We start from the raw sequence: 12,884 nt of genomic DNA, 5'->3' as shown, positions 1-12,884 counted from the left end.
ATCATTTCATGTGAAATTAATAAAATTTATGAATTTAATAGTGAAATAAAATAGATTTATACATTTAGCCACGAATGTATTGAGCCTTCTGAGGCAATAGAAAACAGGCCCATGAAGGGCCTGGGGAAGTCAGTATTTTATCCTCATGGTTCCATGAGCCTGATAAACTCCTTTACCGCCGATGGGGTATAAGAGCGGTGTGGGAGGAGGAGAAAATAATGGCGCTGGGCGTAGGGGGACTGGAGTTTGAAGAAGCGGAGCCCCTTCTCCCGTCCGGTGACCAGGCGGTCACTGACGAAGGCAGCCCCCACACCGGAGGCGGCCAGGGAAAAGGCAGTCACCAGCTGGGGCACTTTGATGCGGATCCGGGGGCTGGCACCGGCTTCTTCGAAAATTTTCAGCGTCCGGGCGCCCAGGTTTACGTGGGCATCGACGAGTATGAAATTGAAGGCGGGAAAATCCTTGAAGTTTACGGCTGTCGTACTTTCTGACCGATGCCGGCCCTGGGCTACATCGGAGGCAGAGAGGGCCCTGTCCAAAAGCCGCTCCGGAAGGAAGAATGTTTCCGGCACCGCCAGAAGGATGGTGTCACTGAAACTGGGAAAACTTTCAAAGGAGCTGATGACCTCTTCATCACAGCTGAATGTGAAATCCAGTTCGTTTTCCTTCAGGAGTTCAATGAGCTGGTCGGAACTGGTCTCGGACATGGTGATGGAGATATTGGGGTACTTTTCCGTAAACCGGCTGATATAGGGAGGCAGCATGTAGGCATTCATGTAGTTCGTGCCGCCGATAAAAAGTTCCCCGGTCTTCAGGCCATGGAGGTCATCGAGCTGCTGCTTCAGTTCCTGCTCCAGGACCAGCTCCTTCTTTATATGGGAAATATAGATCTTTCCTACATGGGTCAGGGTGAGGGGCCGCTGTCCCCGGTTGAAAATGGCGGCGCCGATTTCCTTTTCCACTTTGCGGATGGCGATGCTCAGGGCCGGCTGGGTGATGAAGAGGGCCTCAGCGGCCTTGGAAAAGCTGCCTTTCAGGTAGACCTGGTAAATATATGTTTTCTCTAATTCCATTATATAAATCTCCTTTATGGAACTATTAATCCTATAAAATTGATTATATGCCTGCAGGGCGGTATAGTAAAGGCACGTAAATAAGACATTTCTCCATTCTTCGATAAGGAGCAATAAGATTCATCTGCTTTTGCAGGTAAAGAATACCAGGTGAAAAAATGAAACAGATATTGGCCGTTGTAGTGCACAGCCGTCCCGGTGTGCTGGCAAAAATTTCCGGGCTTATTTCCAGGAGGGGCTTCAATATTGAAAGCCTCATGAGCGGTACCACGAAGATTCCAGGCTACGTCCGCCTTACGATTACCGTGGATGCCGATGATGATACGATCCAGCAGATCTGCAGCCAGGTGGCAAAGATCAGCGAAGTGGAACGGATTAAGGTACTCCATAAAGAAACAAGTACTCTCCGCAGCATGCTGCTCATCAAGGTCCATGCCGGAGACCGGCAGATGGAAGTGCTCCAGCTGGCGGCGGCTTTCCGTTCCCACGCCGTGGATGTGACGGGCGACAGCATTACTTTCATCAATACAGGAAGCGAAGAAAAACTCACTGCCTTTGCAAAGGCCCTTGGCCGGTACGGAGTGGTAGAAATGATACAGACCGGTATCATTGCCCTGGAGCGGGGCGATGAAGGGATGACCGTGGATCATCCCCGGTATGAATGGCCGGACGAAAAAAATCTGAAAGGAGGGGTATGACTATGAAGATGACCGGTGCCCAGGTGATGGTGAAATGCCTGGAAGAAGAGGGAGTTTCTGTGATTTTTGGCTACCCCGGCGGGGCCATCCTTCCTTTCTATGATGTCCTCCGGGACACAAAAGATATCCGCCATATCCTGACAGCCCATGAACAGGGGGCCGCCCATGCAGCGGACGGCTATGCCCGGGCCAGTGGGAAAGTGGGCGTATGCTGCGCTACATCCGGCCCCGGGGCTACGAACCTGGTCACCGGACTGGCCAATGCGTTCCTGGACTCTGTGCCCCTGGTGGCTATTACGGGGCAGGTGAAGAGCTCCATGATCGGCCACGATGCATTCCAGGAAGTAGATATCACCGGCATTGCCATGCCCATCACGAAGCAGACCTTTCTGGTGACAAAGCCGGAGGAACTGGAGCAGACCATGCGTCTGGCCTTCCTGATTGCCAGAAGCGGTCGGCCGGGCCCGGTGCTGGTGGATGTGGCCAATGATGTGCAGACTGCTCTCATTGACTATGAACCCTCTCCTAAGAAGGAGATGCCCATTACCATACCGGATAAAGGACTCATAGAAAAAGCTATTGCCGCAATAAATGGCGCCCGCCGGCCAGTGATGCTGGTGGGAGGGGGCGTGGCTATTTCGGGCACGGAAAAGGAAGCCCTCCATCTGGCGGAAAAACTGGATATCCCCGTAGCCAGCACTCTTATGGGACTTGGCTGCATCAGTGCATACCACAAAGAATTTCTGGGCATGAGCGGCCTCCACGGCCACATCCGGGCAAACCGGGCCCTGGCATCGGCGGATGTAATTCTGGCCCTGGGGACCCGGTTCAATGACCGGGTCACCGGAAACCGGGAAATGTACAGTGCCCACAAGACCATTATCCATATCGACATTGATCCGGCGGAACTGAATAAGAATATTCATAGCGCCATTTCCATTGCCGGAGACATGAGAGAGGCCATTCGCATGATTGATGGGGGAGTGAAACCCCAGGACCTCAGCAGCTGGTGGGACCGGATCCTGGGCTGGCCGGCACCGGATAAGGATTTTGGACCCAACAGTACGCCCCGGTTCATGGAAGCCCTGAACCCCATTCTCAAGGGAAAAGCCTACATCGTTACCACCGATGTGGGACAGCACCAGATGTTTGCCGCCCAGCACCTGAAGCTGGAATACGCCCGTGAAATGATTACCAGCGGCGGCCTTGGCACCATGGGCTTCGGCCTTCCGGCGGCCATGGGAGCGAAGCTGGCCCGTCCCGATACAAAGGTCATTTCCATCAGCGGAGATGGCGGATTCAAAATGACGGGAAGCGAACTCTTTACCCTGGCCAGCAATCATATTCCTGTGGTGGCCATTGTCTTCAATAACAGCGGCCTCGGCATGATCCGCCAGCTGCAGGTGGCCAATTACCATGGCCGGTTCATGGCCAGCAACCTGCCGGGGTATGTGGATTTCGTGAAATATGCGGAAGCCTTCGGCCTTACGGGAGAACATGTTTCCACGCCGGAGGAACTGGCAAAGGCCGTGGAAAAGGCACTCTCCCTGGACCATACCCATGTGATTGAAGTGGCCATGGATCCACGGGACATGGTGGCTCCCATGGTGGCTGCAGGAAAGGGAATTGATGACTTTGTCGAAGGACTGGGGAAGAGATAACATATTCTTACCATGTTAAAGAGCCGGACCATCAGAAATCAGGAGTTCTGATGGTCCGGCTCTTTTTATTTCCATCAACTTTCTGTGAAAGTTTTTATTCCGCAAGGGCCTCATCCAAAGCTTTGGAAAGCTGGTCGGCACAGGAAGTGCCTTTTCCGGCGCAGTCATTGCCCCGTAGGATATCTGCCGCTTCCCTGGCATACCGTCCTTCCAGGAGCCTGCCGATGGCGGCCAGGTTTCCAGGACAGCCGCCCTGGAATTTCAGGCTGTGAATTTTACCTTCTTCATCCAGGTCAAAGGTAATGAGACGGGAGCATACCCCCTTGGGGGTAAAGCGATAACTTTTCATAAGTTCTTCCTTTCCATGGTTTATGATCTCGGAGCCTCAGGCTTCCATAAATTCTTTCAGGTGATTCCGGTACAGATGGAAAATGCCGTACACATACTGCTGCTTTTTGACAAGTGTATCATGGGCATACCAGTCTTTGATGAGCTTGCCGCCCACAAGGACACTGCCGAAGGGGACGAGGAGCGCTACGCAGAGCATGCCAATGAGCTGCAGCGCATCAAGCCGTTTTGGACTCTGGATGATATCTTCCAGGGTACAGAGGGACTTCAGCTCTTCCAGGAAGCGGTCGTATTCCTCATGGTCCTTTAATGCTTTTTCGTTGACCGTGAGAAAGGCACGACGACCGTCAAATCCATAGCGGATACCGTATTTGTGGAACCGGATGCGGAATGCTTCGGACGGTTCGGTGATTGCCTTTACCGGTCCGATGAAGAGTACCCTCGTTTCCGGCCGGGCAGCGCTTTTGTGGAGATTCCACTGGTCCTCGTTCATGACGATGATCCGCAGGTTCTCTTCTGTAAGTCCGTCGACCCGCTGCTTTTCGTCCTCCCTGATGAGGTGGAGAATTTCATTGGAAAGTCCGGCATCCGGCTTGGCCGATACCACAAATAATGTTTTTCGCAAGGCCATCCCTCCTTCCCCGGCTCCATGGGACCTGTTCTTATATCTATCATATCACGGAACATTAAAGAGGAAAATGGAAATTTTAAAAAAGAGTCCATGAACCTGGGGGATTATGGATTTCTTTTTTCAGCAGACTCCGGGGAAGGAGTCCACGAACTGGATGGTAATATCCGGAAAGGAGTCCACAAACTGGATGGTAAAGTCCTCGCCGTAGTCCACAAACTGCCATTCTCCGATGTCATCAGGAAATGCGGAGACCACTTTCACCTTGAGGTCCGGGAAGGAGTCTACCACCTGTACCCGGATATCGGGAAAGGAATCCACCACCCGCACCTTTCCGGCGAGTCGGATATTTTTGAAATATCCATCGGCATTGATGGGACCTGCCGCAAAGGAAGGAGCCCCGGCAAAAAGGAAGAAGAACAATGTGGCTAAAAGGACAATGATTTTTTTCATGGCAGCCTCCTGTAGAAAAATGAGTGCAAGACTATTGCGGTTTATCGAGTTGTTGGAGCGGTGCTGATGGATAGAGTCATTCGCGTGGGGGCTTCTAGCTGCTAGCTTCTAACAACCAGGAAAGCTCTACAGCCTACGGCACGAATGACTGGCGGAAATACCGGATGGGAAGCGCCGCAGGCTGGCCAGCTTTCCTGGCAGCTAGAAGCTAAAAGCTGGTAGCCTCGTGCTAGTGACTCTGTCCAACACCATGCCAAACCGCTCGCTCTAACAGCCCGATAAACTGAAATTGTCTGTTCCGCCGTCCAGTGGCGGAGCCGCGGAACCTCAACTCTCAACGCTTAGTTATTTCCATTGTACTTCATTTCTGTGACAAAAACTGTCTTGAAAGGGAAAATCTTCAAAATCCGGTTTGCAAAAAAGAAAAAGTTGTGGTAGAGTATTCCTAAATTCAAAAAAGCATTGATGGGAAGCAATAGAAGTCCCCACTTACCCCCAGAGAGTCATTGGATGGTGAAAAATGACGGAAGCGGATTTCGAACTCGTCCCTGAGCTGCAGGATTGAACTTTTTGCAGTAGATCCTGCCGGCATCTGACCGTTATCAGCATGAGTGCATGCCAATGGCATGAATAAGAGTGGTACCGCGAGTCCTTCGTCTCTTGGAGACGGAGGACTTTTTTTATTTGGAAAATGGGAGGCATTCCTATGGGTATGACAATGACACAGAAAATCCTGGCAAAACACGCCGGGTTGGATTCCGTAAAGCCGGGAGACCTGATTTACTGCAGCTTGGATCTGGTAATGGCCAATGATATTACGGCGCCGCCGTCCATTGCGGAATTCAAAAGAGTAGGCCGCCCTGTATTTGACAAAAATAAGATCGTCCTTGTTCCCGACCATTTCCAGCCGGCCAAGGACATCAAGTCCGCGGGACTGGCCAAAATCGTAAGAGATTTTGCCAGGGAAAACGGGATTGTCAATTACTTTGAGCAGGGCCGGGTGGGCATCGAGCATGCCCTTCTTCCGGAAAAAGGACTGGTAGGGCCGGGCATGGTAACCATCGGCGCCGATTCCCATACCTGCACCTATGGGGCGCTGGGCGGATTTTCCACTGGCGTAGGTTCCACGGACCTGGGCGTTGCCATGGCCACCGGGGAAGCCTGGTTCAAAGTGCCCGATGCCATCAAGGTGGTACTGACAGGGACGAAGCCGGAAGACATCACCGGCAAAGACGTGATTCTTACCCTTATAGGCATGATCGGCGTGGACGGTGCCCTCTATAAATCCCTGGAATTTACAGGACCCGGTATCGCCTCCCTGTCCATGGCGGATCGGTTCACCATTGCCAATATGGCCATCGAAGCCGGTGGCAAGAATGGCATTTTCCCGGTGGATGAAAAGACGAAAACCTACATCGAGGGCCGGTTCCATAAGCCCTATGAAGTGGTGGAGCCTGATGAAGATGCCCATTACTGCCGGGAAGTGACCATTGATCTTTCTTCCATGAAGCCGGTGGTCGCATTCCCCCACCTGCCGGAGAATACAAAGGTAGTCGGTACATTTGGAGACATTCCCATTGACCAGGTGGTCATCGGTTCCTGCACCAATGGCCGGCTGGAGGACCTGGCCATTGCGGCCCGCATCTTTGAGGGGCACAAGGTGCATCCCCGGGTGCGGTGCATCGTGATTCCCGCTACTCCTGCCATTTACCTGGCTGCCATGCACGCCGGGTACATTGACACATTCATCAATGCAGGCTGCGCTGTTTCCACACCCACCTGCGGCCCCTGCCTTGGGGGATACATGGGTATCCTTGCCAGCGGAGAAAAATGCGTATCCACCACGAACCGTAATTTCATCGGCCGCATGGGCCCCACGGATTCTGAGATTTACCTGGCAGGCCCCCAGGTGGCTGCTGCCAGTGCTGTCATGGGACGGATCGCCGCTCCAAAGGAGGTAAAATAAATGGCTGTATTAGAAGGAAAAGTCTGGCGCTACGGCGACAATATTGATACGGACGTCATCATCCCCGCCCGTTACCTGAATACCTTTGACCCGAAGGAACTGGCTTCCCACTGCATGGTGGACATTGATCCCACCTTCTCAAAGAATGTGAAGCCCGGGGACATCATGGTGGGCGGTAAAAATTTCGGCTGCGGTTCCTCCCGGGAACATGCGCCGGTGGCTATCAAAGCGTCCGGTGTACCGGTCATCATTGCCGCTTCCTTTGCCCGTATCTTTTATAGGAACGGCATCAATGTGGGACTGCCGCTTCTGGAAATCGGGGAAGACGTGGAAAAGATCCATGCCGGTGACCGCCTTTCCGTGGATCTGTCTACAGGAAAGATTACAGATATCACCACAGGCGATACATTCCAGGCGCCGCCGCTGCCCGGATTCATCCAGGACATTGCAAAGGCCGGGGGCCTCATCAATTATGTAAAGGAGTATCGGTAATATGGCAAAGCACATTGTAGTTATTCCGGGGGATGGCATCGGCAGGGAAGTCACCGACGGTGCCGTGGAAGTAATGAAAAAAGCAGATGAAATCTATCATATGGACCTTTCCTATGAATGGAAAGATGCCGGCGGTACGGCCTATGACAAGTACGGCGTGCCACTTCCGAAAGATACGGTGGATGCATGCCGTAAGGCGGATGCCATCCTCTTCGGCGCCGTAGGCGGCGACCAGTGGGATCATCTGGAACCGGCACTGCGGCCGGAAAAAGCTATCCTGGGCCTTCGCAAATCCCTGGGCCTCTATGTGAACCTCCGGCCTGTAAAAATCGCAGATTCCATGATTGAATATTCCCCGCTGAAACCGGAAATTGCCAAAGGTACGGACATCATGATTGTCCGGGAACTGGTAGGGGGCATCTATTTCGGGAAACGCTGTGAATCGGAAATCGTGGACGGCGCAGAACAGGCCTGGGATGTGGAAAAGTATTCGGTACCGGAAGTGGAACGGATTACCCGGTTTGCCATGGAAGCGGCGAGAAAGCGCCACGGCCATGTGACCAGCGTGGACAAATCCAATGTTCTTGCTTCTTCCCGTCTCTGGAGAAGGACCGTCACCAGGGTGCAGGAGGAAGAATACCCCGATGTACGGCTGGACCATATGTATGTAGATAACTGTGCCCAGCAGTTTGCCATTCACCCCTCTTTCTTCGATGTGGTGGTGACGAGCAACATGTTTGGAGATATCCTGTCCGATGAGGCGGCAGTTCTCTCCGGGTCCGTAGGTATGCTTCCTTCTGCTTCCATCGGAGAGGAAACGAGCCTCTATGAACCGATTCATGGCTCCGCTCCCGACATCGCAGGCAAAGGCATTGCCAACCCCATTGCCACCATTCTTTCTGCAGCCATGATGCTCCGTTACTCTTTAAATGAAGATAAAGCAGCAGGGGCCATTGAAAAAGCGGTGAATGAAACGCTGGAAGATGGTTTCCGCACCGGAGACATTTACAGGAATGGAATGAAGAAGGTCAATGGAGAAGGAATGACTGAAGCCATCCTCGACCATTTAAAATAAGAGAAAAGGACCCAATAAAAAGCGGTAAAAATGGATTTCCATTTTTACCGCTTTTTATTGGTTACATTACTTTTCAAATCCCTCTTTCAGCTGCCGGAGTCCCTGCTCCAGGGTCTTTCTCGGGCAGGCCAGGTTGAAGCGGAGGAATCCTTCTCCCTCTTTGCCGAAAACATAGCCCATGTCCAGCCACAGGTGGCAGTCATAGAGCACTTTATGCTCCAGGTCTTCATTGGACAGGCCATAGGCGGAGGCGTCGATCCAGATGAGGTAGGTTCCTTCCGGCTCGATGAGTTTCATCTTCGGAAGGTTGTCCTTCAGGTACTGCCTTGTGAAGTCCAGGTTATTCTTTATGTATTCCCGTACCAGATCCAGCCATTCCTGCCCCTTTTCATAGGCCGCCCGGCAGGCGGTGAGGCCCATGACGTTGAGCTGGTCGTAGCCGAAGGCATCCAGCTCCTCCTGGAAAGCTTTCCGGATGGCGGGGCTTGGAATAAGGATATTGGAATTCTGGAGGCCTGCGATGTTGAATGTCTTGGACGGGGCGGTGCAGATGATGGCATCATTGGCCGCTTCTTCGCCAAGGGTGCCAAAGGCGGTGAAAGGATGGCCGGGATAGGTGAAATCTTCATGGATTTCATCGGCCACGATTTTTACGCCGTGCCGGAGGCAGATATCGGCGTATTTGGCCAGTTCTTCTCTCGTCCATACCCGGCCCACTGGATTGTGAGGAGAGCAGAGCAGGGCGAGCTTCACGTTTCCCTCTACGATTTTCTTTTCCAGGTCCTCGAAGTCCAGTTCATAGTGTCCGTTCTTCAGGACCAGGGGGCTGTTTAACAGTTTCCGGCCGTTTTTGATGACCGCATTGAGGAAGGGGTAGTACACGGGCTGGTTGATGAGGATGCCGTCCCCTTCTTTTGTGAGGGCCTTGACGGCCAGGTTGATGGCTGGTACTACGCCGGGGGTCTTGATAAGCCATTCCGGACGGATGGTCCAGTGGAAATGGGTTTCCTGCCAGCGGGCCAACGCGTTGAAATAGGCTTTCCCGGATTCGGAATAACCGAAGATGCCATGATGCACCCGGGCTTCCAGGGCTTCCAGGATGGGATCGGCCACTTTGAAATCCATATCTGCCACCCAGAAGGGCAGCACGTCTGCCGGTTTTCCCCGCTGCACAGCAAAATCATATTTCAGGCAGCCGCTTCCCCGGCGGTCGATGACGGTATCTAAGTCAGAAAGTTTCATAGGATACTCCTTATAGTAAATAATGGGTGCTGATGGGCAGGGCTGCCAGCGCGGGGCTGTTAGCTTTTAGCTCCTGGCAGCCAGGAAAGCTGGCCAGCCTGCGGCATGGATGGCTTACGGAAATTATTGACAGGAAAGCGCTGCAGGCGAATCAGTCTTCCTGAAAGCTAGAGGCTAGAAGCTAGAGGCTCTCGGATAACTGGCTCCATCCGCCAGAAATTCTCAGCCCAATGCCTGGGAGAGGTCGGCGATGAGGTCGTTGACATCTTCGATGCCCACGGACAGGCGGAGGAGGCAGTTCGTAATGCCCCGGGACTGCCGTTCCTCTTCAGAAAGGTCACTGTGGGTCTGGGTGGCGGGGTAGGTGATGAGACTTTCTACACCGCCCAGGCTTTCGGCGAAGCGGATGAGTTTTACATTTTTCAATACCTGCAGCGCCGTTTCATGGGTATCGGTGTAGAAAGAAAGCATGGCGCCGGCGCCCCGGGACTGGCGGAAGTGGACATCCCGATTCGGGAAATCCTTGAGGCCCGGATAGAAGACCTTGGACACCTTCGGATGGTTTTCCAGCCATTCCGCCAGGGCCTCTGCATTTTTCTGGGCTGCTTCCATGCGGATGGCCAGTGTCTTGATGCCCCTCGTCACGAGCCAGCTGTCAAAGGGAGCCAGGCAGCCGCCTACGGTTTTGTAGAGGAAACGGACGTTTTCCGCGATTTCCTTATCTTTACATACCACGAATCCCGCCAGGGTGTCGTTGTGGCCGGCCAGGTACTTGGTGCCGCTGTGAAGGACGATGTCAGCACCGAAGTCAATGGGGTTGCAGAAGTAGGGGCTCATGAATGTGTTGTCCGCAATGAGGAGGGCGCCGTGGGCATGGGCGATTTCTGCCATTTTCCGGATGTCCGTTACCTGCATCATGGGGTTCGTGGGAGTCTCGATGTAGAGGGCCTTCACCGTATCATCGAAGGCTTCTTCCACCCTGTCCGGGTAAGAAGTGTTTACGAATTTGAACCGGATGCCGTTCTTTTCGTTCACGAAGCGGAAGAGACGGATGGAACCGCCGTAGAGGTCATCGGAAGAAATGATGGTATTCCCCGGCTTGAAAAGTTCCATGACCATGGAAATGGCGGCCATGCCGGAGGAATAGCTGGTACAGTCACAGCCGTGCTCCAGGGCGGCTACCACCTTTTCCGCACTTTCCCTCGTGGGGTTCTGGACCCGGGTGTAATCGTAGCCCGTAGATTCGCCGAGTTCCGGATGGCCGAATGTGGCACTCTGGAAAATGGGGACAGAAATGCAGCCGGTGGGATCCTTCCAGTCACTGCCGTGAATGCAGATTGTTTTGATATCCATATGAATGACCTTCCTTTTTGTGAAATAAAAAAATCGTCCCTCAAAAATGAGAGACGATATATAACCGTGTTACCACTCTGTTTCTCCTTCCCGTCACCGGTAAAGGACTTACCAGGTACGCCGGACAAAGCCATAAAGACCCTGCTGCTGTAACGGGCAGTCCCGGCGGGCTTCATGATTCGGCCCGGAAGCTCAAAGTCCATCTTCCGCTCTTCTCTCCGCACTGCTTTCACCATACGCAGCTCTCTTTGCCGGTTCAAAGGACGTACTCTTCTTCTCATCGCTTTCTGTGAAATTAGATGTATGATAACACGGAAGGGTAATGGTGTCAAGGCAGGTAAAGTGACGGAAACAGGCAAAAGTGAGAAGTGAGGAAGGAGGAGTGAGGAGGGAGGAGTGAGGAGGGAGGAGTGAGGAGTGGATGGGCGGCGCACAATTCATACAGCGCCGCTTTTTGATATACCATTCCCGTCATTTCGACCGGTGTAAGCGGAAAAGTGGTGATGAAGTCATGAATCCCTGAAGCTTCGAGGAGTGGAGAAATCTTTCTAGGGAAGCACTGATTAAATCGTTGTCGGATTTCATTCTTGGATTTTTATGCAATGCGAGGAATAGCTCGACCCAAATAGCGAGCCATTTAAGGCAGCAGTCCTGCATAGGACTGCTGAGCCAAGGTAAGTTGGCGCTTTCTCTGCACATAAAAGCGCCTTCCTTTTATCCTTGGCCGAGCTATGACGAAGCAGTGCATAAAAATCCTTATGAAATCTGACTCTGCGAATTAATCAGCGCTTCCCTAGCCTCCAGGGACAAAGGGGTGTGGCAGAGAATTTCAATCTCGACCTCGATCTCGATCTCAATCTTGCTCTCCCTTGCGCTTCTTCTGTCTTCTATCGTAAAATGAAAAAAACAGTTACCCATTGTACATAGGAGGCTGCTATGGAAGGATTTCGCCTGGTTTCCTTTATGGAAATGTGGAAAAGAAAACTGCAGGACCTTAAAGAGGGCCTTCTGCTGGAGGCGGGGGAATCCTACGGCCTTTCCGGTTGGGACGCCTTTCTGGATACCATGAATGGCTTTATCAAAAGCCAGAAAGAGGAATGGGGAGAACGGTATCCTACGAATGAAGACGTATTCCGAGGCAGGGACCGGGCGGAAATCAGTGAAGAAACGGCCGTAGAGATCCTGTGGGCCTGGAATTTTCCCTTTATTGTGCGGCTGGCCCGGCGGTATCCTAAAGAGAGCCCGGATAACCTCATTAGCTGTTCTTTTGAGAATTTCCAGCGGGCCGTGGGCCGGTATGACGGGAAACAGGGAGTACGGTTTCTCTCGTACTGCCGCCTTTCCCTGGAAGGGGCCATGAAGGAAGAATATTTCCGGAATAAGACCTATCGGGAAAGGCAGGTACTGTCCCTGAATACGCCGGTGGATAATCCCATGGATGAGGAATTGGAGGTCATTGATCTTACCGCCGATGAATCCCGGGGAACCCTGGAACTCATAGAAGAATGGGACGAGCAGTATCGGAATAGGGAGGACATCCGCCGCCTTCTGTCGGTAGCAGTGCTTACGGAGCGGCAGTCGGCGGTCATTGAGAAGGTATATTTTGAGGGAAAGAACCAGGCCGATACGGCCAGGGAACTTGGCATTACGCCTACCTCCGTCCGGGACGCTCTCCAGGGGGCCCGGCGGAAGCTGAAGAAGGTTATGGAAAAAGAGCGGATGACTTGAGCTTTGGGGCATTTGTATGAACGTGCAAACGGGCGAGGGCTTCCAGCTGTCAGTTTATAGCAGCCAGGAAGGTTGGACTGTCTGCGGCATGGGGAACAATTGGGAATATCGGATGGAAGCGCCGCAGGCGAATCAGTTTTTCTAACAGCCAGTCGCTGGAAACTGGC

12 protein-coding genes and 1 other annotated feature are annotated in these 12,884 nt (G+C 52.8%); of the genes, 6 read left to right on the top strand and 6 right to left on the bottom strand.

From position 1 onward, the window contains the following. Nucleotides 1-143: 143 nt before the first annotated feature. Nucleotides 144-1,073, bottom strand: a complete 930-nt coding sequence (locus ACFWUL_RS09380) for a LysR family transcriptional regulator (RefSeq protein ID WP_416177100.1) — start codon at nucleotides 1,071-1,073, stop codon at nucleotides 144-146. A 158-nt stretch (nucleotides 1,074-1,231) separates the two neighbouring features. Here ACFWUL_RS09380 and ilvN point away from each other — a divergent pair, with 158 nt between their 5' ends. Then, the gene (gene ilvN, locus ACFWUL_RS09375) at nucleotides 1,232-1,771 is read left to right on the top strand and encodes an acetolactate synthase small subunit (RefSeq protein ID WP_416177099.1); all 540 of its coding nucleotides are present in this window, start codon (nucleotides 1,232-1,234) and stop codon (nucleotides 1,769-1,771) included. After that, nucleotides 1,768-3,432 carry a biosynthetic-type acetolactate synthase large subunit gene (gene ilvB, locus ACFWUL_RS09370; RefSeq protein ID WP_416177098.1) on the top strand — a complete coding sequence of 555 codons (1,665 nt, stop codon included), beginning with the start codon at nucleotides 1,768-1,770 and terminating at the stop codon, nucleotides 3,430-3,432. Before ilvN ends, ilvB begins: the two co-directional genes overlap by 4 nt. Nucleotides 3,433-3,526: 94 nt before the next feature. Here ilvB and ACFWUL_RS09365 read toward each other — a convergent pair whose 3' ends face one another. The 3 genes from ACFWUL_RS09365 to ACFWUL_RS09355 all read right to left on the bottom strand — a co-directional run bounded on the left by ACFWUL_RS09365 (nucleotide 3,527) and on the right by ACFWUL_RS09355 (nucleotide 4,861). Continuing rightward, nucleotides 3,527-3,781 carry a TIGR03905 family TSCPD domain-containing protein gene (locus tag ACFWUL_RS09365; protein WP_416177097.1) on the bottom strand — a complete coding sequence of 85 codons (255 nt, stop codon included), beginning with the start codon at nucleotides 3,779-3,781 and terminating at the stop codon, nucleotides 3,527-3,529. A gap of 36 nt (nucleotides 3,782-3,817) precedes the next feature. Then, entirely contained in the window at nucleotides 3,818-4,405 is a 588-nt protein-coding gene (locus ACFWUL_RS09360; protein WP_416177096.1) for a hypothetical protein, read from the bottom strand. Between the two features lie 126 nt (nucleotides 4,406-4,531). Beyond that, the gene (locus ACFWUL_RS09355; RefSeq protein WP_416177095.1) at nucleotides 4,532-4,861 is read right to left on the bottom strand and encodes a hypothetical protein; all 330 of its coding nucleotides are present in this window, start codon (nucleotides 4,859-4,861) and stop codon (nucleotides 4,532-4,534) included. Nucleotides 4,862-5,314: 453 nt separating this feature from the next. After that, nucleotides 5,315-5,525 (top strand) — a binding site (T-box leader). 42 nt (nucleotides 5,526-5,567) lie between these two features. Between ACFWUL_RS09355 and leuC the strand changes: the two genes are divergently transcribed. From leuC to leuB, 3 genes are read left to right on the top strand one after another with little or no spacing between them, the layout of a single operon-like run. Then, nucleotides 5,568-6,827, top strand: a complete 1,260-nt coding sequence (gene leuC / locus ACFWUL_RS09350) for a 3-isopropylmalate dehydratase large subunit (protein WP_416177094.1) — start codon at nucleotides 5,568-5,570, stop codon at nucleotides 6,825-6,827. Next, complete coding sequence (locus ACFWUL_RS09345) at nucleotides 6,828-7,319, top strand: 3-isopropylmalate dehydratase small subunit (protein WP_416177093.1); 492 nt, start codon at nucleotides 6,828-6,830, stop codon at nucleotides 7,317-7,319. It begins immediately after the preceding gene. Nucleotide 7,320: 1 nt separating this feature from the next. Further along, nucleotides 7,321-8,394, top strand: a complete 1,074-nt coding sequence (gene leuB, locus ACFWUL_RS09340) for a 3-isopropylmalate dehydrogenase (protein WP_416177092.1) — start codon at nucleotides 7,321-7,323, stop codon at nucleotides 8,392-8,394. A gap of 66 nt (nucleotides 8,395-8,460) precedes the next feature. On the opposite strand, the gene ACFWUL_RS09335 is transcribed toward leuB, so the two are convergent. Then, the gene (locus tag ACFWUL_RS09335) at nucleotides 8,461-9,636 is read right to left on the bottom strand and encodes a MalY/PatB family protein (RefSeq protein WP_416177091.1); all 1,176 of its coding nucleotides are present in this window, start codon (nucleotides 9,634-9,636) and stop codon (nucleotides 8,461-8,463) included. 222 nt (nucleotides 9,637-9,858) lie between these two features. Then, nucleotides 9,859-10,989, bottom strand: coding sequence for a trans-sulfuration enzyme family protein (locus ACFWUL_RS09330; protein ID WP_416177090.1), 1,131 nt, complete (start codon nucleotides 10,987-10,989; stop codon nucleotides 9,859-9,861). A gap of 936 nt (nucleotides 10,990-11,925) precedes the next feature. Between ACFWUL_RS09330 and ACFWUL_RS09325 the strand changes: the two genes are divergently transcribed. Beyond that, nucleotides 11,926-12,717 carry a sigma-70 family RNA polymerase sigma factor gene (locus tag ACFWUL_RS09325; RefSeq protein ID WP_416177089.1) on the top strand — a complete coding sequence of 264 codons (792 nt, stop codon included), beginning with the start codon at nucleotides 11,926-11,928 and terminating at the stop codon, nucleotides 12,715-12,717. Nucleotides 12,718-12,884: the final 167 nt, after the last annotated feature.

Origin of the sequence: Dialister sp. (assembly GCF_047832375.1) — a bacterium.
Lineage (GTDB): Bacteria > Bacillota > Negativicutes > Veillonellales > Dialisteraceae > Dialister.
Note: the sequence above shows the minus strand (reverse complement) of the source record. Positions and strands in the feature narration are given on the sequence as shown.